The following is a 20784-nucleotide window of genomic DNA, read 5'->3' on the forward strand; positions in this document are numbered from 1 at the left end:
GACATGACCTGCGCGTGCGTGCCGGCGACCGCCGCGACCGCGTCGGCGGGCGTGCCGGGCAGCGCGGCCGCGAGCCCGTGTCGGGCCAACCGGCGGGCACAGACTCGCGGCCAGTCGACCGGGCTCATGAGCCGAACGGCTTCGCGCTCGTCACGTAGTCCATCGCCGCGACGAACTCCGGCTGGGCCATGCGCTCGGTGATCTCGTCGGGCGTCAGCTCGGCCACCCGCTGCTGGATCCACCACAGGTTGCCGAGCGGGTCGCGGACGCGGCCCACCTTGTCGCCCCAGAACAGCTCGGTCGGCTCGGTGACCACGACCGCGCCGGCCGCCTGCGCGCGCCGGAACGTCTCGGCCGCGTCCTCGACGTAGAGGCGCAGGAAGCACGGCGTGGCCGGCCAGTCGTCCGGCGCGTCGAACAGCAGCACGATCGCGTCTCCGATCCTGGTCTCCGCGTGCCCGATGCGACCATCCTCGCCGACCATGCGGCCCAGTTCCTCCCCGTCGAATGCGGCCTTGACGAACTCCAGCTCGCTCGCGGTGTCCTTGCTGATCAGCCATGGGGTGACGGTCGTGTATCCGTCCGGGATCGTCTTCATGGCACCGACCGTAGCGGCCATATAGGTCGGATCCTGTCCCATATCGGTGGCATTCTTGACGCCATGACCGATCCGTCCGCCCGACTGCTCGCGCTGCTGTCGCTGCTGCAGACACCGCGCGAATGGCCGGGCACCGAGCTGGCCCGCCGCCTGGAGGTCAGCCCGCGCACGGTGCGCCGCGACGTCGAGCGGCTTCGCGAGCTCGGCTACCCGGTATGGGCGACCCGCGGCGCCGAAGGCGGCTACCGGCTCACCGCCGGCGCCGCGATGCCGCCGCTGCTGCTGGACGACGAGGAGGCGGTCGCGATCGCGGTCGGCCTGCGAGCGTCCGCGGGTCAGGCGGTGGTCGGCATCGAGGAGGCGTCGGTCCGCGCGCTGACCAAGCTCGAGCAGGTGCTGCCGTCCCGGCTGCGCCACCGGGTCGGCGCGCTCGGCGCGGCCACCGTCAGCGTGCCGGCCGGCGGGCCGGCGGTGGAGCCCGCACACCTCACGCTGCTGGCCGCCGCCATCGCGAACCGGGAACGGGTCCGGTTCGGCTACCGGACCGGCGACGGCGCGCAGGGTCGCCGGCTGGTCGAGCCGTACCGGCTGGTGACCGTCGGCCGCCGCTGGTACCTGCTCGGCTTCGACCCCGAACGCGACGACTGGCGGACCTTCCGGGTCGACCGGATCAGCGAGCCGGTCGCCACCGGCGCCCGGACGGCGCCGCGTGAGCTGCCCGTGGCCGACCCGGGCGAGTTCGTCACCTCGAAGCTGTACTCGGTCGTCCCGACCTACGCCGCCGTGGCCACGCTCGACCTGCCGGCCGCGCCACCGCACCTGGGCGGGCGGAGCACGCCGCTGGCCGACGGGCGGTGCCGCTGGGAGAGCGGCGAGGACACCCCCGAATGGCTGGCCTACCGGCTGCTGACCCTCGGCTGCGAGTTCACGGTGCACGAGCCGCCGGAGCTGCTCGACCACCTGCGCACGGTCGCCGGCCGCGCGCACCGGGCGGCCGGCGGCGACTAGGACCCGAGCCGCCGTGTCGAATCCGGCAGGACTCGTTCGACGCGTGGTCAGCGGCTAGGTTGACGGCCGCGGGAGCGACTGATGAAGAGGTGGGACGTTTGCGATTCCTGATCATCAGACGGGCGGACGAGGAGACCGAGGCCGGCGTGCCGGGCTCGGAGGAGATGTTCACCGCCATGACGAGGTACAACGAGGAGCTGGCGAAGGCGGGCGTGCTGCTCGACGGCGCCGGCCTGCAGCCCAGCTCCAAGGGGGCGAAGGTGCGCTTCTCCGGCAGCCGGCGCACGGTCATCGACGGACCGTTCACGGAGGCCAAGGAGCTGATCGCGGGCTACACGATCATCGAGGTCGACTCGTTGGCGGACGCGATCGAGCTGGTGAAGAAGTGGCCCAAGGTGGACGGCCACGGCAACGCGACCATCGAGATCCGCCGCGTCGCCGAGATCGAGGACTTCGACACGGCGAGCCCCGAGGTCATCGAGATCGACCGGCGGATTCGCGAGCAGACGGGAAAGGGCTGAGACATGCGGGTCATGGTGATGGTGAAGTCCAGCCCCGAGTCCGAGGCCGGGGCGCTGCCCAGCACGGAGCAGCTCGAGGCGATGACGCGGTACAACGAGGAGCTGGTGAAGGCCGGCGTGATGCTCGACGGCAACGGCCTGACCTCCTCCGCGGACGGCGCGATCGTCTCGTTCACCGACGGCGAGCCCACGGTCATCGACGGGCCGTTCACCGAGGCCAAGGAGCTCGTCGCGGGCTACTGGCTGCTCGAGGTGCGGTCGCTCGAGGAGGCCATCGAGTGGGTCAAGCGGATCCCGGGCGATGAGTGGGACGGGGAGTCGGACGTCGAGATCCGCCGGCTGTACGAGGCCGACGAGCTCGGCGACGGCTTCACCGACGAGGCCCGCGAGCGGCAGCGAAGGATCGAGGAGCAGATCGCCGGGCGACACGGCTGAACCTGCTTGCCCGTGCTCCGTTGAGCTGCTCTGATGGCGCCCGTGGGGACGTTGGAGGTGCAGCGGACGGTCGAGGCCGTGTGGCGGATCGAGTCGGCACGGCTGATCGCCGGCCTGACCCGCATGGTCCACGACGTCGGCCTCGCCGAGGAGCTCGCGCAGGACGCGCTCGTCGCGGCGCTGGAGCAGTGGCCGGAGTCGGGCGTCCCGGACAACCCGGGCGCCTGGCTCATGGCCATCGCGAAGCGGCGGGCGATCGACCAGTTCCGGCGCAGGGAGACGTTGGAGCGCAAGGTCACCGAGCTGGGTCGGGACCTGGAGACCCAGGAGGGGCCGTCCGCCGAGCCGGACTTCGACGCGCTCGACAGCAGCATCAGCGACGACCTGCTGCGGCTGGTTTTCATCTCCTGTCACCCGGTGCTCTCGACCGAGGCGCGCGTGGCACTCACGCTGCGGCTGCTGGGCGGGCTGACCACCGGGGAGATCGGGCGCGCGTTCCTGGTCCCGGAGCCGACAATCGCGCAGCGGATCGTGCGGGCGAAGAAGACGCTGGCGCAGAAGAAGATCCCGTTCGAGGTGCCCGACGCGAGCGAGCTCGGCGAGCGGCTGTCGTCCGTGCTCGAGGTCGTCTACCTGGTGTTCAACGAGGGCTACTCGGCGACCGGCGGCGACGACTGGATGCGCCCGGGGCTGTGCGAGGACGCGATGCGGTTGGGCCGGATGCTGGCCGAGCTGGTGCCGGCCGAGCGCGAGGTGCACGGGTTGGTCGCGCTGATGGAGATCCAGTCCTCCCGCGCGCGGGCCCGGCTCGGACCCTCCGGCGAGCCGGTGCTGCTGTTCGACCAGGACCGGGCGCGCTGGGACCAGCTGCTGATCCGCCGCGGGCTGACCGCGCTCGCCCGGGCGGAGGCGCTGCCGGGCGAGGCGGGGCCGTACGAGCTGCAGGCGGCGATCGCGGCGTGCCACGCACGGGCGCGTACCCCCGAGGACACCGACTGGGCTCGCATCGCGGCGCGCTACGCCCGGCTGGTGCAGCTGGTGCCCTCGCCGGTGATCGAGCTGAACCGGGCGGTGGCGCTGTCGATGGCGTTCGGCCCGGAGATCGGTCTGGAGATCGTCGACGGGCTGAACGAGGAGCCGTCGTTGAAGAACTACCACCTGCTGCCGTCCGTGCGCGGCGACCTGCTGGCGAAGCTGGACCGGCACGCGGAGGCGCGCGAGGAGTTCAGCCGGGCCGCGGAGCTCACCCGCAACGAGCGCGAGCGGGCACTGCTGCTGGCGCGGGCCGAGGAGAGCGCGGCCGCCGCGCGGTGAGCCCGGCGCGGTGTCGCCGCGCCGGGCGGGTCGGACCTGATCTAGCCTTTCGCCAGAAGTCGGGGCGGGAGGGACGATGACCAGCGGGTCGCCGGGCATGAAGGACGTTGCCGCGCGGGCCGGCGTGTCCGTGGGGACCGTGTCCAATGTGCTCAACCGGCCGCACCTGGTCAGCGAGGCCACGCGCACGCGTGTGCAGGCGGCGATCGTCGAGCTGGGGTTCGTCCGCAACGAGACCGCCCGCCAGCTGCGCGCCGGGCGCAGCCGCACCATCGCCTACGTCGTGATGGACGCGGCGAACCCGTTCTTCAACGATGTCGCCCGCGGGGTCGAGGACGCAGCCCGTACCGAGGGGATGGCCGTCTACCTCTGCAACAGCAACCAGGACGCCGCGCGCGAGCGCGAGTACCTCGAGCGGCTGCGCGAGCAGCGGGTCCAGGGCGTGCTTATCACCCCGATCGACCCGTCCGGCGAGAAGCTCGCGGAGATGCCGGGCCGCGGCACGCCGGTCGTGCTGGTCGACTGCCAGGCGCCGGACCCGTCGTGGTGCTCGGTCGCGGTCGACGACGAGCTCGGCGGAGAGTTGGCGCTGACCCACCTGCTGGAGTGCGGCCACGAGCGGATCGCGTTCGTCGGCGGGCCGATGTCCGTGCCGCAGGTACGCGACCGGCATCGCGGGGCGTTGCGGGCGCTGTCCGCGGCCGGGCGGCCGGCGTCGGCGCTGGTGCTGCTGGAGACCGACGCGCTGCAGGTCGCCGAGGGCCGCCGGGCGGGGGAGCGGCTGGCCGGCCTGCCCGCGTCGTCCCGTCCGACGGCCGCCTTCTGCGCCAACGACCTGCTGGCGCTGGGCCTGCTGCAGGCGATGACGCGGCTGGGCCGCTCGGTGCCGGAGGACCTGGCGGTCGTGGGCTACGACGACATCGAGTTCGCCGAGGCCGCCGCGGTGCCGCTGACCTCGGTGCGCCAGCCGCGGGAGCTGCTCGGCCGCACCGCCGCGCGGCTGCTGTTCGAGGAGGCGGCGGGGGAGGAAGGGCACGTGCACCAACAGGTCCGCTTCCGCCCGGAACTGGTCGTGCGGGCCTCGACCGGGGCCGCCCGCTGACCTTGACACCCGTCGGGCTCGACACCATGCTGGCACCGATGGTTGAAACGTTTAAGTCCGCCGCCGAGGTCGAGGCGCTCGTCGACCGGAGCAACCGGCTGGGCGCGGACCCGCGCAACACCAACTACGCGGGCGGCAACACCTCCGCCAAGGTCGCCGGCACGGACCCGGTCACCGGCGGCGGCGTGGAGCTGTTGTACGTCAAGGGATCCGGCGGCGACCTCGGCACGCTGGCCGCCGGTGGGCTCGCCGTGCTGCGGCTGGACCGGCTGCGCTCGCTGGCCGGCGTCTACCCCGGCAGCGCCGAGGACACCGAGCGCGAGGACGAGATGGTCGCGGCGTTCGACTACTGCCTGCACGGCAGGGGCGGCGCGGCGCCGTCCATCGACACGGCGATGCACGGGCTCGTGGACGCCGCGCACGTCGACCACCTGCACCCCGACGCCGGCATCGCGCTCGCCACCGCCGCCGATGGGCCCGCACTGACCGAACGGTGCTTCGGCGACCGAGTCGTCTGGGTGCCGTGGCGCCGGCCGGGATTCCAGCTGGGGCTGGACATCGCGGCCATCCGGCGCGAGCACCCGCGGGCGATCGGCGTGATCCTCGGTGGGCACGGCATCACCGCGTGGGGCGCCACCAGCGACGAGTGCGAGGCCCGTTCACTGGAGATCATCCAGACGGCACAACGGTTCCTCGACGAGCACGGCCGGCCCGACCCGTTCGGCCCTGTCGAGATCGAGCCGCTGCCGGACAACGAGCGGCGCCGGCTCGCCGCCCGTCTCGCGCCGGTGATCCGCGGCCTCGCGTCAACCGACCGCCCCCAGCTCGGCCACTTCACCGACACCGGCGCGGTGCTCGACTTCGTCTCCCGCGCGAAGCTGTCCGAGCTCGCCGCGAAGGGCACGTCGTGCCCGGACCACTTCCTGCGCACCAAGGTTCGCCCGCTCGTCCTCGACCTGCCGCCGACCGCGCCGGTCGAGGAGCTGGTCGAGCGGTTGCGTGAGCTGCACGCCGCCTACCGCGCGGACTACCGGGCCTACTACGAGCGCCACGCCGGCCCGGACTCGCCGGCGATGCGCGGCGCGGACCCGGCGATCGTGCTCGTGCCGGGTGTCGGGATGTTCAGCCATGGCAAGGACATCCAGACCGCGCGGGTCGCCGGCGAGTTCTACGTCAACGCGATCAACGTGATGCGCGGCGCCGAGTCGGTGTCCCGCTACGAGCCGATCGACGAACGGGAGAAGTTCCGCATCGAGTACTGGGCGCTGGAGGAGGCGAAGCTGCGCCGACTGCCGCCCGCGCGGCCACTGTCCACACGGGTCGCGTTCATCACCGGGGGCGGGTCGGGCATCGGCCGGGCGACGGCGCGACGGCTCGCGGCGGAGGGCGCGTGCGTGGCGGTCGCCGACCGGGACGGCGAGGCGGCGTCGTCGGTGGCCAGGGAGCTCGGCGGGCTCGCGGTGACCGTCGACGTCACCGACCCGGCCGCCGTCGCCGCCGCGTTCGACGCGGCCGCGCTGGAGTTCGGCGGCGTGGACCTGGTGGTCAACAACGCGGGGCTGTCGATCTCCAAGCCGCTGTTGGAGACCACTGAGGACGACTGGGACCGCCAGCACGACGTCATGGCGAAGGGCTCGTTCCTCGTCGCGCGCGAGGCGGCGCGGGTCATGATCGAGCAGGGCATGGGCGGCGATCTCGTCTACATCGCCAGCAAGAACGCGGTGTTCGCCGGCCCGAACAACGTCGCCTACGGGGCGGCGAAGGCCGACCAGGCGCACCAGGTCCGGCTGCTCGCGGCCGAGCTGGGTGAGCACGGAATCCGGGTCAACGGCGTCAACCCGGACGGGGTCGTACGCGGTTCCGGGATCTTCGCCGGCGGCTGGGGCGCGCAGCGGGCCGCGGTGTACGGCGTGCCCGAGTCCGAGCTGGGCGCCTACTACGCGCGCCGGACGCTGCTCAAGCGGGAGGTGCTGCCCGAGCACGTGGCGGCGGCGGTGTTCGCGCTGACGGCGGGGGACCTGTCGCTGACCACGGGGCTGCACGTGCCGGTGGACGCCGGCGTGGCGGCGGCGTTCCTGCGATGAGCACGGTCCGGGTCGCGGCGGCCGACCTCGGCGCGGCGAGCGGCCGGGTGATCGTCGGCCGGGTCGGTGACGGTCGACTGTCCATCGAGGAGTGTCACCGCTTCGCCAACCGCCCGGTGACCGTCCGCGGCACGCTGTACTGGGACATCCTCGACCTCTACCGCGGCGTGCTCGACGGCCTGGCGGCGGCAGGTGCGCTGGACGGCATCGGGATCGACGCGTGGGGTGTGGACTACGGGCTGCTCGACGCGGACGGTGCGCTGCTCGGCAACCCGGTGCACTACCGCGACAAGCGCACCGCCGAGGCAGAGGCGGACCCGTCGCTGTATGCCGTGACGGGCCTGCAGTTCCTGCCGTTCAACACGATCAACCAGCTCGCTGCGGAGCGCCGGCTCGGGGCGGCGGACCGGTTGCTGATGATCCCGGACCTGTTGGCGTACTGGCTGACCGGTTCGGTGGGTGCCGAGCTGACGATCGCCTCGACGACGCAGCTGCTGGACGTGCGGGCGCGGTCGTGGGCGCCGGCGCTGGCGTCGCGGGTCGGTGCGTCGCCGTCGCTGCTGCCGCCGCTGCGCGACCCCGGGACGATCATCGGCCCGGCCGCGTCCGTCGATGGCACCCCGGTGATCGCGGTGGGCTCACACGACACGGCGTCGGCGGTGGTCGGCGTGCCGGCCTCGGACGAGCGGTTCGCCTACATCTCGTGCGGCACCTGGTCGCTGGTGGGAGTGGAGCTGACCGAGCCGGTGCTCACCGAGGAGAGCCGGCGTGCGAACTTCACCAACGAGCTCGGCGTCGACGGCACCGTGCGGTACCTGCGGAACGTGATGGGCCTGTGGCTGCTGGAGGAGTGCCTACGCGCGTGGCCGGACGCCTCCCGCACGACCCTGCTGGCCGAAGCGGCGACCCAGCACCGCCGGGCGGTGATCGACCCGGACGACCCGGTGTTCCTGCCCCCGGGCGACATGCCGGCCCGGATCGCCGCGGCATGCCGCTCGACGGACCAGCCCGAGCCGACCACCCGCGCCGAGACGGTCCGGTGCATCATGGACAGTCTCGCGGCCGCCCACGGCCACTGCGTGGCGTCGGCGTCCCGACTGTCCAACCGGGACGTCGAGATGGTCCACATCGTCGGCGGCGGCGCGCGGAACGCCCTCCTGTGCCAGCTGACCGCGAACGCGTGCGGGCTCCCGGTGATCGCAGGCCCGGTGGAGGCGACGGCGTTGGGCAACGTGCTGGTGCAGGCCCGCACGCTAGGAGCCGTCGAGGGCGGCCTACCCGAGCTGCGCGCCCTGATCCGCGAAACCCAGCCGACGAAACGGTACGACCCGAGCTGAGCCCGTGGAATCGGTTCAGCCGGTGAAGGACTGGGGGCCGAAGCGGCCCCACGCCACCAGTGCGGCAAGGGCCAGCAGGGTCAGGTTCACCACGATCGGCTGGGCTTCGTGGCGGCGGAGGTGTGTGATGCCCGCGCCGATCATCAGCAGGACCACGCCCACGGCGGCCAGTGGTACCAGTACCGGGGCGATGTCGAGCGCGGCCGGCAGGATCAGGCCCACCCCGGCCAGGACCTCGACCGCTCCGATGGCCTTCACGGCGCCGGTGCCGAAGTCCTCCGCGAAGCCCATGCCCGCGGCTGCCAGCTTCTCCTTGGGCAGGACCAGCTTCACCACGCCGCCGGCCAGAAAGGCCGTGGCCAGCAGGCCGGCGATGATCCACAGTGCGATGTTCACGATGCGCTCCTCGCGTCGGGATGTTCGCCGGTACGACGACGCGGGCCCTCGTACTGTGAGGCGACCTCACAGATCGGTGGGCTGTCTCGTCGAACCAGTACGGGAAGGGGGCGCCATGGAACCGGGGCTGAGCGCGATCATGAGCGAGCGGCGTCGGCTGATCAACCTGGCCTACCGGCTCCTCGGCTCCCTGGCCGACGCCGAGGACGTCGTGCAGGAGACCTACGCCCGCTGGTACGCCATGTCCCGTCAGCAACAGGACGCCATCGAAGCCCCCGGCGCCTGGCTCACCACGGTCGCCAGCCGCATCTGTCTCGACCAGCTCGGCTCGGCGCGGGCCCGGCGGGAGCGCTACGTGGGCGAGTGGATCCCCGAGCCGCTGCCCGACCGCGCGGAGACAGCCGACCCGGCCGACCGGGTCACGCTCGACGAGTCGGTCAACATGGCCTTCCTCGTCGTGCTCGAGGCGATGACCCCGGCGGAGCGCGTGGCGTTCATCCTGCACGACGTCTTCCGCTACCCCTTCCCCGAAGTGGCGCAGATCGTCGGCCGCTCGCCGGCGGCCTGTCGCCAGCTGGCCACGTCGGCCCGCCGCCGCCTCCGCGAGTCGCAGGCGCCCGCGACCCCGCGCGCCGACCTCGTCCGGGACTTCAAGCGGGCCTGGGAAGCCAAGGACATCGACGCCCTCATCGGCCTGCTCGACCCGGCCGTCACCGCGGTCGGCGATGGCGGCGGCCGCGCCACCGCCGTGCTGCGGCCGGTCGACGGCGCCGAGCAGGTCGCCTACCTCTTCGCCGAGCTCGCCGACCGGAGACCCGACGTGGTGCTGTTCGAGCGCACTGTCAACGGCCAGCCCGGTCTGGTGGCCGAGCACGCCGGCGGCGTCGTGATGGTGATGGCCTTCGGCGTCACGGACGACCGGATCACGCACATCTGGGCGGTGCTCAACCCCGAGAAGCTCCGGCCGTGGCTGGCGGGCTGACGCGCGGCTAGAGTCGCGCCGTGGCGACCACGGCCCCGATCGACTGGCTACTCGACTCGGATCCCGCGCTGCGCTGGCAGGTCGAGCGCGACCTCGTGGGCGAGCCGCCCGAGGTGTGGGAGGCGACGCGGGCGAGGATCGCGACCGAGGGCTTCGGCGCGCGTCTGCTCGCGCTTCAGGATCCGGACGGCCAGTGGGCGGGCGGCGCGTACTTTCCGGCGGGCTTCGCCTTCGACGACATGGACACGCAAGGTCAGCCCTGGACGGCGACGACCTGGACGCTGAACACCTTGCGGGAGTGGGGCCTCGACCCCGCGGTCCTGAGTGGCACGGCTGAGCTGCTCGCCGAGAACTCCCGCTGGGAGTACGACGACCTGCCGTACTGGGGCGGTGAGGTCGACTGCTGCGTCAACGCCTGGACCGTCGCGAATGGACTGTGGCTCGGCGCCGACGTCACCGGCATCGTCGAGTGGTTCCTGGAGCACCGACTGCCCGACGGCGGCTGGAACTGCGAGTGGGTCGAGGGCTCGACCCGGTCGTCGTTCCACTCGACGCTGAACTCCCTCACCGGGATGCTCGCCCATGACGTCGCGACCGGCGGCACGGATGCGACGCGCGTGGCCCGGCGCGGCGGCGAGGAGTACCTGCTGACGCGTGGGCTGTTCCGCCGCCTCTCGACGGGTGAGCCGGTGGGCCCGTGGGTGAACCGGTTCGCCTACCCGTTCCGCTGGTTCTACTCCGTCCTCACCGCGGCCGAGTACTTCCGCCGGGCCACGGCGCACGACGGCACGAAGCCGGACCCGCGCATGGCCGACGCCATCGAGATGGTGCGGGCCGCGCGGCAGCCGGACGGCACCTGGCTCCAGGCCCATCGGCACCCCGGCCGGGTGTGGTTCGAGGTCGACGTGCCGGCGAGAGAGCCGTCGAAGTGGCTCACCCTCTACGGGACGCGGGTGCTCGACTGGTGGGACTCCCAGCCGGTCTAACGCGCCGCGGCGAGGAACCTGCCGGTGACCGCGACCGCGGTGTCCGACGACGAGCCGTCCAGGACCACGACCGCGAACGCGACGTCGTCCCGGTAGCCGGTGAACCAGCCGTGCGCCTGGGTGCCGTCGCCGACCTGCGCCGTGCCCGTCTTCCCGTAGACGGCGCCGTACTTCGCCAGCGCGCTGCCGCGTCCGGAGGTGACGACGTCACGCATCATCGTGCGCACGGAGCCGAGCACGGCCGCCGACGGTGCCCGGTAGCCGCTGTTGACCGTGGTCGGCAGCTCGCGCCACAGGCTCGGGGTCACCGCGTGGCCGGCGGCGATGGTCGAGGTCATGAGCGCCATGCCGAAGCAGCTCACCAGCACCTTGCCCTGCCCGATGGAGTTCTCCACCTGTTCCGCCGCGCTCGCCGCGGGCCGCGCGGTGCCGGCCTCCGTGCTGATGCCGGGGATGTCGAAGTCCGCGTTGAGGCCGAGCTCGCCCGCCGCCGCGGCGAGCCGGGCCGGCGGCAGCTTCGCGGCCTGCATGGCGAACGTGGTGTTGCAGGACTGCGCGAACGCCGTGCGCAGCGGCACGTCGCCGAGTGCGAAGTTCGCGTTCCGCACGGTGCGCCCGCCGACGGTGACCGAGCCGGGGCAGGGCACCACCGTGCCGGTGTCGGCCGCGCCGGACTCCAGGATCGCCGTGGCGGTGGCGAGCTTGAACGCCGAGCCGGGTGGATAGAGGCCCTGCAACATGCCGAGATCGTTGCCGGCCGCCTGGTTCTGTGCCATCGCGAGGAGGTTCCCGGTCGACGGCTGCATCGCGACCAGCAGCGTGGCCTCCGACTGCGCGTCTACCGCCGCCTGTGCGGCCTGCTGGATCGACCGGCTCACCGTGGAGGTCAGCGCCTTCGTCCGGCGGCCGTGCAGGACGGCGCGGTCCTTGCCGGCCTGATCGGCGACGGCGACGTACCACCCGTCCACGCCGCCGGTCCGGCTCGCGACCCGGGCCATGCTCGGCAGCAGCAGCGGCGCCACCGCCGGCGTCGCGGCTGTCGGGTCGGTCTCGGTCCAGGTGAGCAGCGGCGTACCGGACCGGTCGACCACCGCGGGCTGCCCGGCGCGGTCGCGCAGCACCAGGCTCTGCCCGGAGCCCAGCCGGGGATGTATGAGCGTTGGTTGCCACCGCACCCGCCAGCCGTCGTCACCGCGGACGACCCGCAGCGTGCTGTCGTAGGCCCAGGTCCGCTCGGCGCCCAGCTCCCAGGTGAGCGTGAACGGCTCGTCGACCGCGCCCGCGCCGGGTTTCGGTTCGACGACCCTGGTGCGGTCCGCCACCGCGTACTCGGGCGCCATGCCGCGCCACACCCGCGCGATCGTGGCGACGGCGTCCTTCGGGTCGTCGGTGACCGCCCCCGCCGCGGTGGCGTCGCCCGCGGTGAGCGCGTCGAGGAACCGGTTCGTCAGCTCGGCCGCCGACAGGTCGCGGGCCGCTTCGATGGTCGCGCTCGCGGCGCTGTCGGCCTCCTCGCCGCCCGGCGCCAGCTGGAGCACGCCGAGCACCGTGATCACGACGACCAGCACGACGGCGGCCGCGAGGATCAGCCGCCTGCGCCGCCGGGTGTTGGTGGCGCGCACAGGTACCCCCAAGGTGCCGATCCCCGACCCGGCTGCCGCCGGACGTTATCGGTTGGGCGACCGCTTTTGGTGGCGCGTTACCCGATCGCGTCCAGAAGGAGCTCCAGCGGGTGCCGGGCCCGGCGCTCGGTGCCGTGCGCGATCTGCTGGCGGCACGAGACTCCCGTCGCCGCGACGATCGTGGTCGGCGGCTCCGCGCGGACGGCCGGGAAGAGGCGGTCATCGCCGACGGTCATGGAGATGTCGTAGTGCTCGGCCTCGAAGCCGAACGAGCCGGCCATCCCGCAGCAGCCCGCGTCCAGCTCGACGACCTCCGCGCCCGGGATCCGCCGCAGCAGGGCGACGGTCGCGGCCGTGCCGACGTCGGCCTTCTGGTGGCAGTGGCCGTGGAACAGGATCCGTCGGCCGGCCACCGGCGAGTCCTGCGCCAGCACGAGCGAGCCGCCGTCGATCGCCTCGGTGAGCAGCTCCTCGACCTGGCGCACCCGCCCGGAGACCGCACGGGCGCGGTCGTCGCCGGGCAGCAGCGACAGGATCTCGTCCCGCAGGGTCAGCAGGCAAGACGGCTCGCAGCCCACGATCGGCGCGTCCGGCGTGTCACCGGCCGCCAGCGAGGACACGAGTGCGCTCGCCTTGCGCCGCGCGTCGTCCAGTAGGCCCTTCGACAGGCTCGACCGCCCGCAGCACCCGTCCGCCACGAGCCGGACGCGGTATCCGGCGCGCTCGAGCAGCTCGACCGCCGCCCGCCCGATCGCCGGCTCGGTGTAGGTGGTGAACGAGTCTGCGAGCAGTGTTACCGGCCGAGTGACCGGCCGGCCCGTCGCCGGGCGGCGCCGGCGGAACCAGGCCGCGAGGTTGCGACGTTCGAAGCGGGGCAGCGGGCGCCTCGCGGTGATCCCGAGGCGGCGCTCCAGCAGCCGTCGGAGCGGCTGGAGGCGGCCGGGCAGGTTGGACAGCGGCGCGGTGGCGGAGCCGAGGCGGTTGAGCGTGCGGATCCCGCCGAAGATCCGCGACCGCAGCGGCACTCCGTGCCGGTCGTGGTGATGCGAGAGCGCCTCGCTCTTCAGCTTGGCCATGTCGACGCCCAGGGGACACTCGCTCTTGCACGCCTTGCACATCAGGCACAGGTCGAGCACCTCGTGCAGCCGCTCGTCGCCCAGCGCCCGCGCCGGGTCCGGCTGGGACAGCGCGTGCACCAGCGCATTGGCCCGCCCGCGCGTGGAGTCCTCCTCGATTCGAGTGGCCATGTAGGACGGGCACATGGCGCCGGCGTCGCTCTTGCGGCACAGTCCGATGTTCATGCACCGGTCGGCGGCCCCGCGCATCCCGCCGACCACCTCGAACGACAGCCTGGTGCGCAGCGGGCCGGGTTCTGGCAGCGCGGGATCCCGCAGGTTGTCGGTCATCGAAGGCGCGTCGACGATCTTGCCGGGGTTCATCGTGCCGTCCGGGTCGAACAGTCCCTTGACCCCGCGCATCGCCTCGTACAGCTCGGGTCCGAAGAGTTCCCGGTTGAACTCGCTGCGCGCCAGGCCGTCGCCGTGCTCGCTGGAGTTGACGCCGCCGTACTCGCGGACCAGATCCTTGATCTCCTCGGCGACCGTCCGCATCGTCGCCACGCCGCCCGGCTCGGTCAGGTCAACGAACGGGCGGATGTGCAGGCAGCCCACCGAACAGTGGCCGTAGAACCCGGCGCGCAGGCCGTGCCGGTCGAGGATCTCGGCGAACTGGGCGGTGTACTCCGGCAGCTGCCGCGGGTCGACGGCGGTGTCCTCGACGAACGCGAGCGGCCGGCGCGAGCCCACGCTGGCGGCCATGAGCAGTCCGAGGCCGGACTTGCGCACCTTCAGCAGCGCACCCTGCTGCTCGGGCGTGACGGCCTCGAGCGTGTGGTAGCCGTGGTTGTGTTCGCGCCACAACGAGGTGAGCCGGCGCAGCGAGCCGAGCAGCTCCGCCTCGTCGTCGCCGCTGAAGGTGACGAACAGCAGAGCGTCCGGGTCCCCGTGCAGGATCGTGCCGAGGGCGGCGTACTCGATCCGCTCGCGGGACAGGTCGAGGATGGTCCGGTCCATCAGCTCGACCGCGGCGGGGTCGCAGGCCAGCGCGTCGTCGGTGGCGGCGATCGCCGCCTGCGTCGAGGTGAAGTGACCGACCGCGATGACCGTCCGCCGCGGCTTGTCCACCAGGCCGACCAGCGCGCCGGTCACGGCCACGAGCGTGCCCTCGGACCCGACGACGAACTTCGCGAGGTCGAAGTCGCCGGCGAGCCGGTCGAGCCGGTAGCCCCCGGCACGGCGCCAGAACCGCGGGAAGCCGGTCTCGATCGCGTCCCGGTTGGCCGCGACGAGCTCCGGCAGCTCCCGGTGCAGCCTGCCCTCCAGCGAGTCCGCTGTGGACGGTCCGCGGCCGGGGGCGAAGGTGGCGGTCGAACCGTCGGACAGCACGACGTCGAGTTCGCGGACGTGGTCGATGGTCATCCCGTAGCGCACCGAGCCGCTGCCGGCGGAGTTGTTGCCGATCATCCCGCCGATCGTGGCCCGGTTGCTGGTCGACGTGTCCGGCCCGAACATCAGGCCGTGCGCCGCGGCGGCCCGGTTGAGCTGGTCCTGGACGACACCCGGCTCGACCCGCGCCACCCTCGCCTCGGGGTCCAGGTCACGGATCCGCGCCAGGTGCCGGGACATGTCGAGCACGACTCCGGGCCCGACCGTCTGGCCGGCGAGGCTGGTCCCCGCCCCGCGCGGCACCACCGGCACCCCGTGCTCCCGGGCGGCCGCCACGGTCGCGGCGACGTCGCCGGCGTCGCGCGGGAACACCACGCCCAGCGGGGTGATCGCGTACATGCTGGCGTCGCGCGCGTAGATTCGCCGGGTGTAGTCGTCGAACGCAACCTCGCCGGACAGGTCGGCACGCAGCCGGTGTTCGAGGTCCGTCACGGCGCCCCCAGGACCCGCAGCGCGGCGGTGATGCCGCTCGGGTCGATCGGCACACCGGCGAGCTCAAGCCCCATCTGGACGCCGCCGAGCGTCCCCGCGAGCGACACGTCGTTGAAGTGGCCCAGGTGGCCGATGCGGAACACCCGGCCGGTCAACTTCCCCAGGCCCGTGCCGAGCGACATGTTGAAGCGGTCCAGGATGAGCGCGCGGATCTTGTCGGCGTCGTGCTCCTCGGGCACCAGGACCGCGGTCAGCACCGGCGAGTGCTCGCGCTCGTCGAGGCAGAGCACCTCCAGCCCCCAGGCATGCACGGCGGTGCGGGTGGCCTCGGCGTGCCGGCGATGGCGAGCGAAGACCCGTGGCAGACCCTCCTCGGTGAGCATCGCCAGGCTCTCGCGCAGCCCGAACAGCAGGTTCGTCGGTGGGGTGTAGGGGAAGAAGCCGCGCTCGTTGGCCGCCAGGATCGGCTGCCAGTCCCAGTAGGACCGGGGGAGCGTCGCGTGCGCCGCCGCCCGCAACGCCTTCTCGCTCACGGCGTTGAACCCGAGCCCCGGGGGCAGCAGCAAGCCCTTCTGGGAACAGGAGATCGTGACGTCGACACCCCACTCGTCGTGGCGGTAGTCGATCGACCCGAGCGAGGAGACGGTGTCGACCATCAGCAACGCGGGGTGGTCGGCCTCGTCCATGGCCCGCCGGATCTCCGCGACGCGGCTCGTCACCCCGGTGGACGTCTCGTTGTGCACCACGCAGACGGCCTTGATGTCGGGACCCTCGCGCAGCTTCCGGCCCACCACCTCGGGGTCGACCCCGTGCCGCCAGTCGCCAGGGACGAAGTCGACGTCGAGCCCCAGGGTCGTGGCGAGGTCTCGCCACAGCGTCGCGAAGTGACCGGTCTCGAAGGCCAGCACGCGGTCACCGGGACGCAACGTGTTGACCAGCGCGGCCTCCCACGCGCCGGTGCCCGACGACGGGTAGACCACGACCGGCCCGCTGGTGCCGAACACGGGCCGCACCGCCGCCAGCACCTCGCGGGCCAGCGTGGAGAACTCCGCGCCGCGGTGGTCGATCGTCGGTGCGGAAATAGCGCGCAGCACCCGGTCCGGAACATTCGTCGGACCGGGAATCTGCAGGAAATGTCGCCCGGCCGGGTATGGCATCGCCAACTCCTGTCGGTATTCGTGAACTATTGACTGTCCATTATGGGTCAGGTCATACTGCCTCCGTCCACGAGTCGCCGTTGCCTCGGGGAGTCCTTATGTCCCAACAGGTTCTTTCCATCATCGTCCTGGTACTCATCGTCCTCCTCGCCACGCTCCGCAACGTGAACATGGGTGCCGTCGCCTTTCTCGGCGCCTTTCTCGTCGGCACGCTGATATTCGACGAGAGCGAGGACGACCTGTTCTCCGGATTTCCCGGCGACCTGTTCGTGGTGCTGGTCGGCGTCACGCTCCTGTTCGCCATCGCCAAGGCGAACGGCACCGTCGACTGGCTCATCCACGTAGGCGTGCGGGCCGTACGCGGCCGGATCGCCTTCATCCCGTGGGTGATGTTCCTCGTCACCGCGCTGCTCACCACGGTGGGCGCGGTCGTGCCGGGCGCAGTCGCGATCATGGCCCCGGTGGGGATGACGTTCGCCGTGCGCCACCGCATCAACCCGATGCTGATGGGGCTGCTCATCATCAACGGCGGCAGCGCGGGCGGCTTCTCGCCGATCGGCGTGTTCGGCGTCATCACCAACGGCGTGGTGGAGCGCAGCGAGCTGCCCGGGAACCCGGGCCTGCTGTGGGTGGGCTCGTTCCTGTTCAACGCCCTGCTCAGCGTCGTCGTGTTCTTCATGTTCGGCGGTCGCGAGCTGCTGAACAGGCGGGTCGACGACACGCCCGCGCCGGAACCCGAGCCCGAACCCGAGCCCGAACCCGAGCCCGACGGGGCCGGCGGCACCACCGCCACCACGGCCGCCACCGCGACCCGGACCACGACCTCGACGGTCCCCGAGGTCACCACGCTGAGCCCGCAGCGCATCGTGACGCTCACCGGCCTGCTCCTGCTCGTCGTCGGAGCGCTGGCCTTCGACATCGACGTGGGCCTGCTGGCACTGAGCATCGCCACGGTGATCTGCGTGCTGTTCCCCAAGGACACCAAGGCCGGCGTGGCACAGGTGGCCTGGCCGACCGTGCTGCTGATCTGCGGCATCGTGACCTACGTGAGCCTGATGGAACGGGTGGGCACCATCGAGATGCTCGGCGACAGCGTCGCGGACATCGGGGTGCCGCTGCTCGCCGCGTTCGTGATCTGCCTCATCGGCGCCGCGGTGTCCGCGTTCGCGTCGACGACCGGGATCCTCGGCGCGCTCATCCCGCTGGCCGTGCCCTTCCTGCTCACCGGTCAGGTCGGCGCGGTGGGTCTGATCATCGCGCTGGCGATCTCGTCGTCGGTGGTCGACTCCTCGCCGTTCTCCACCAGCGGCGCGCTGACCGTCGCGAGCAGCCCGGAGGACGTCCGCGACCGGGTCTTCCGCGGGCTGATGATCTGGGGTCTCAGCATGATCATCGTCGCGCCCGTGCTCGCCTGGACGATCTTCGTCCTGCCCGGCTGGCTGTGAGTGGAACGCGCTTACACTGCGGGAATGAGTGAGGGGATGCGCACCGTGCTCTCGGCCTTCCGGGTGCTCGAGGAGGTGGCATTCACGCAGCCGGCCGGCGTCGGCGAGCTCTCCCGGAAGCTGCGGATGCCGAAGAGCACGGTGCAGCGAGCGCTCCAGACACTGTGGACGGCGGGCTGGATCTGCCCGGCCGGCACCGAGACGACCGGGACCACCCGCTGGCGGCTCACGACCCGAGCGCTGCACATCGGCCAGCACGCGATCCCGGACCTCGGGGTGCGCGACGCCGCGCTGCCGATCATGCACGAGCTGCGCAAGGAGACCGGCGAGACCGCGCACCTGATGGTGCTCCAGGACGGCCACGCCGTGCTGATCGAGCGGGTCGAGACCGACCACCCGATCCGCGCGGTCATCGCGCTCGGCAGCGCCGTGCCCCTGCACGGGTCCTCGAACGGCAAGGCGATGCTCGCGCACCGGCCACCCGACGACGTGCGGGCGATCATCGGCGACCGCCTCGAGCGCCACACCGACCGGACCATCGTGGACTGGGACGAGTTCTTCGCCGAGCTCGCCCGGGTCCGCGAGCGCGGGTACGCCACGAACGTGGGGGAGTGGCGCACCGACATCGCCGCCGTCGCGTCGCCGATCTTCGACCACGAGGGACGGACGTCGGCGAGCCTGTCGGTGTCCGCGCCGGGTAGCCGCATGCCCGAGGAGCTCAGGAAGTCCTACGGCGCGCTCGTGACCGAGGCGGCGCATCGGGTCAGCGCGACGCTCGGCTACCGCCGCCCGCCGGAGTCCGCCGATCCCTGACACGGCGCCCCCTCACCGGCCGCGCCACCGCGGCGGGCGCTTGTCGAGGAACGCGGCGACACCCTCCTGGAAGTCCTCGCTGCCGTAACACAGCGAGACCAGGTCCTCGTCCAGCGGCAGGGCGTGCTCGCGCAGCCGGCGCAACGCGATCTTGCTGGCCCGCATGGTGAGCGGGGCGTGCCCGGCGAGCTGGGTGCACAGCTCGTCGACTCGGGTGTCGAGCTCGCCGGCGGCCACGAGCTCGCCGACCAGTCCGATTCGGACGGCCTCCTCGGCGTCGACGAAGCCGGCCGTGTAGATCAGCTGGAGCGTGCGCGCGGCGCCGATCAGGTGTGTCAGGCGGGCGTACGTCGCCATGGACACGCAGTTGCCGAGCGTTCGGGCGATGGGCAGCCCGAACCGGGCGTTCGGCGTGCCGATCCGCAGGTCGCACGCCGCCGCGATGGTCAGTCCGCCACCGGTGGCGTAGCCGTCGACGACCGCGACGGTCGGCACGGTCACCTGCTCGAGCCGCGCGAGCACGGTCTCGATGCGGCGCTCGTAGTCGATGCCGTCCTTCGGCCCGTGGAAGTCGCGGAAATGGGTGATGTCGGTGCCGGACACGAACGCCTTGCCGCCCGCGCCGCGCACGACCGCCACGCGTACCTCGTCGCTCGCGTCGACCTGGTCGCAGAACTCCGCCAGTGCCTCGTACATCGCCATGGTCATGGCGTTGCGCGCCGCCGGGCGGTTGACCGTCGCCGTGGCGACCGGGCCAGAGAGCACCACGTCGATCGTCATGACACCGATCCCTTCGCCCGCATGGCGCCGATGTCCGCGTCGGTGTAGCCGACCGAGCGCAGGATCTCGTCGGTGTGCTCGCCCAGGCCGGGCGGAACGCGCCGGATCGTTCCCGCGGTCTCGCTGAGCTTCACCGGGATGCCGAGCGAGCGGACCGGGCCCTCGGTCGGGTGATCCATCTCCACGACCATCTCGCGCGCGAGGGTGTGCGGGTCCTCGCACGCCTGCCGGTAGTCGCGGATCGGCCCGGCCGGCACGCCGGCGTCGAGCAACAGCTCGACCCATTCGTCGGTGTCCTTTTCGGACAGTGCGGCGGCGAGCTCCGCGGCCAGCTCCTCGCGGTTGCGGACCCGGTCGATGTTGGCGGCGAAGCGCGGATCGTCGCGCAGGTCGGCCCGGTCGAGCACCGCGCACAACCGTTCCCACAGCCGCGCGTTGTTGGCTCCGATGGTGAGATGTCCGTCGCGGGTGGGAAAGGCCTGGTACGGCGCGTTGACCCGGTGCGCGGAGCCGAGCCGGCCCGGCGCCTTCCCGGTGGCCCACAGCTCGGCGGTCTCCCACACGGACATCGCGAGCGCAGCGTCGTAGAGCGAGGTGTCCACGGCCTGTCCGCGGCCGGTGATCGTGCGGGACAGGCAGGCGCTGAGGATGCCGACCGCGCTGAGGATGCCGGCGGAGAGGTCGGCGACGGGTATGCCGCACTTGCCCGGATCGCCCGCCGGATCGCCGGTCACGCTCATGATTCCCGACATCGCCTGCGCGATCAGGTCGTAGCCGGGGCGTGCCGCGTAGGGTCCGGTCTGGCCGAAGCCGGAGATGGACGCGTACACGAGGCGCGGGTTGAGCTCGCGCAACGTCGGGTAGTCCACGCCGAGGCGGCTCGCGACGCCGGGCCGGAAGCTCTCGACCACGACGTCGGCGTCCCGTGCCAGGCGATGGAACGCGGCCCGCCCGGCCGGGTCGCCGAGGTCGAGCGCGATGCCGCGCTTGTTGCGGTTCACCGCGAGGAACGCCGCACTCTCCCCGTGCGGCAGGCGGTGTCCGGTGGCCTCCCGGGTGGCGTCACCGCGGCCGACCGGCTCCACCTTGATCACGTCCGCGCCGAGGTCGCCGAGCAGCTGGCAGCAGAACGGCCCGGCCATCACCTGGGTGAGGTCGACGACCGTCAGGTGCTGCAGCGCGAGCGTCATCGGCGGCTCCCGTACCTGTGCCGTGAGGCGGAACAATGGTCGTACGGTGGCACGTCGACCATACGATCGCCGTTCCCC

Annotated in this window: 18 protein-coding genes; 11 read left to right on the plus strand and 7 right to left on the minus strand. The window is 72.4% G+C overall.

Annotated elements, in window-relative coordinates:
- Nucleotides 1-124 precede the first annotated feature (124 nt).
- Entirely contained in the window at nucleotides 125-598 is a 474-nt protein-coding gene (locus ACRDSK_RS05235; protein ID WP_431438769.1) for a VOC family protein, read from the minus strand.
- Nucleotides 599-661: 63 nt separating this feature from the next.
- On the opposite strand from ACRDSK_RS05235, the gene ACRDSK_RS05240 reads away from it, so the two are divergent.
- The 7 genes from ACRDSK_RS05240 to ACRDSK_RS05270 all read left to right on the plus strand — a co-directional run bounded on the left by ACRDSK_RS05240 (nucleotide 662) and on the right by ACRDSK_RS05270 (nucleotide 8399).
- The gene (locus tag ACRDSK_RS05240) at nucleotides 662-1606 is read left to right on the plus strand and encodes a helix-turn-helix transcriptional regulator (RefSeq protein WP_431438770.1); all 945 of its coding nucleotides are present in this window, start codon (nucleotides 662-664) and stop codon (nucleotides 1604-1606) included.
- A 98-nt stretch (nucleotides 1607-1704) separates the two neighbouring features.
- Nucleotides 1705-2127, plus strand: coding sequence for a YciI family protein (locus tag ACRDSK_RS05245; RefSeq protein ID WP_431438771.1), 423 nt, complete (start codon nucleotides 1705-1707; stop codon nucleotides 2125-2127).
- Nucleotides 2128-2130: 3 nt separating this feature from the next.
- Nucleotides 2131-2562 (plus strand): YciI family protein, encoded by a 432-nt coding sequence (locus ACRDSK_RS05250; protein WP_431438773.1) that lies wholly within the window; start codon nucleotides 2131-2133, stop codon nucleotides 2560-2562.
- A 33-nt stretch (nucleotides 2563-2595) separates the two neighbouring features.
- Complete coding sequence (locus tag ACRDSK_RS05255) at nucleotides 2596-3876, plus strand: RNA polymerase sigma factor (RefSeq protein WP_431438775.1); 1281 nt, start codon at nucleotides 2596-2598, stop codon at nucleotides 3874-3876.
- A gap of 76 nt (nucleotides 3877-3952) precedes the next feature.
- Complete coding sequence (locus ACRDSK_RS05260; RefSeq protein WP_431438776.1) at nucleotides 3953-4978, plus strand: LacI family DNA-binding transcriptional regulator; 1026 nt, start codon at nucleotides 3953-3955, stop codon at nucleotides 4976-4978.
- A 38-nt stretch (nucleotides 4979-5016) separates the two neighbouring features.
- Entirely contained in the window at nucleotides 5017-7062 is a 2046-nt protein-coding gene (locus ACRDSK_RS05265; RefSeq protein WP_431438777.1) for a bifunctional aldolase/short-chain dehydrogenase, read from the plus strand.
- Nucleotides 7059-8399 carry a rhamnulokinase gene (locus ACRDSK_RS05270; protein WP_431438778.1) on the plus strand — a complete coding sequence of 447 codons (1341 nt, stop codon included), beginning with the start codon at nucleotides 7059-7061 and terminating at the stop codon, nucleotides 8397-8399. Before ACRDSK_RS05265 ends, ACRDSK_RS05270 begins: the two co-directional genes overlap by 4 nt.
- Before the next feature lie 15 nt (nucleotides 8400-8414).
- Here ACRDSK_RS05270 and ACRDSK_RS05275 read toward each other — a convergent pair whose 3' ends face one another.
- Nucleotides 8415-8795 carry a DoxX family protein gene (locus ACRDSK_RS05275; RefSeq protein ID WP_431438780.1) on the minus strand — a complete coding sequence of 127 codons (381 nt, stop codon included), beginning with the start codon at nucleotides 8793-8795 and terminating at the stop codon, nucleotides 8415-8417.
- 115 nt (nucleotides 8796-8910) lie between these two features.
- On the opposite strand from ACRDSK_RS05275, the gene sigJ reads away from it, so the two are divergent.
- Both sigJ and ACRDSK_RS05285 read left to right on the plus strand, forming a co-directional pair.
- Nucleotides 8911-9777 (plus strand): RNA polymerase sigma factor SigJ, encoded by an 867-nt coding sequence (sigJ, locus tag ACRDSK_RS05280; protein WP_431438781.1) that lies wholly within the window; start codon nucleotides 8911-8913, stop codon nucleotides 9775-9777.
- 20 nt (nucleotides 9778-9797) lie between these two features.
- Nucleotides 9798-10763, plus strand: coding sequence for a squalene cyclase (locus ACRDSK_RS05285; protein WP_431438782.1), 966 nt, complete (start codon nucleotides 9798-9800; stop codon nucleotides 10761-10763).
- Here ACRDSK_RS05285 and ACRDSK_RS05290 read toward each other — a convergent pair.
- The 3 genes from ACRDSK_RS05290 to ACRDSK_RS05300 form a co-directional block, all read right to left on the minus strand.
- The gene (locus ACRDSK_RS05290) at nucleotides 10760-12397 is read right to left on the minus strand and encodes a penicillin-binding transpeptidase domain-containing protein (RefSeq protein WP_431438783.1); all 1638 of its coding nucleotides are present in this window, start codon (nucleotides 12395-12397) and stop codon (nucleotides 10760-10762) included. The two genes, ACRDSK_RS05285 and ACRDSK_RS05290, sit on opposite strands and share 4 nt — an antisense overlap.
- 65 nt (nucleotides 12398-12462) lie before the next feature.
- Nucleotides 12463-15321 carry an FAD-binding and (Fe-S)-binding domain-containing protein gene (locus tag ACRDSK_RS05295; protein ID WP_431438784.1) on the minus strand — a complete coding sequence of 953 codons (2859 nt, stop codon included), beginning with the start codon at nucleotides 15319-15321 and terminating at the stop codon, nucleotides 12463-12465.
- Nucleotides 15318-16478: a pyridoxal-phosphate-dependent aminotransferase family protein gene (locus ACRDSK_RS05300; RefSeq protein ID WP_431438785.1), complete on the minus strand. Its 1161-nt coding sequence runs from the start codon at nucleotides 16476-16478 to the stop codon at nucleotides 15318-15320. Before ACRDSK_RS05300 ends, ACRDSK_RS05295 begins: the two co-directional genes overlap by 4 nt.
- Before the next feature lie 98 nt (nucleotides 16479-16576).
- Here ACRDSK_RS05300 and ACRDSK_RS05305 point away from each other — a divergent pair, with 98 nt between their 5' ends.
- Nucleotides 16577-17923, plus strand: coding sequence for an SLC13 family permease (locus ACRDSK_RS05305; protein WP_431438786.1), 1347 nt, complete (start codon nucleotides 16577-16579; stop codon nucleotides 17921-17923).
- A gap of 24 nt (nucleotides 17924-17947) precedes the next feature.
- Nucleotides 17948-18736, plus strand: coding sequence for an IclR family transcriptional regulator (locus tag ACRDSK_RS05310; protein ID WP_431438788.1), 789 nt, complete (start codon nucleotides 17948-17950; stop codon nucleotides 18734-18736).
- Nucleotides 18737-18748: 12 nt separating this feature from the next.
- Here the strand turns inward: ACRDSK_RS05310 and ACRDSK_RS05315 are convergent, their stop codons facing one another.
- Entirely contained in the window at nucleotides 18749-19516 is a 768-nt protein-coding gene (locus ACRDSK_RS05315) for an enoyl-CoA hydratase/isomerase family protein (RefSeq protein ID WP_431438789.1), read from the minus strand.
- Nucleotides 19513-20706 (minus strand): CaiB/BaiF CoA transferase family protein, encoded by a 1194-nt coding sequence (locus ACRDSK_RS05320; protein ID WP_431438790.1) that lies wholly within the window; start codon nucleotides 20704-20706, stop codon nucleotides 19513-19515. Before ACRDSK_RS05320 ends, ACRDSK_RS05315 begins: the two co-directional genes overlap by 4 nt.
- Between the last annotated feature and the right edge of the window lie 78 nt (nucleotides 20707-20784).

It is taken from the genome of Actinophytocola sp. (genome assembly GCF_050699915.1).
GTDB lineage: Bacteria > Actinomycetota > Actinomycetes > Mycobacteriales > Pseudonocardiaceae > Actinophytocola.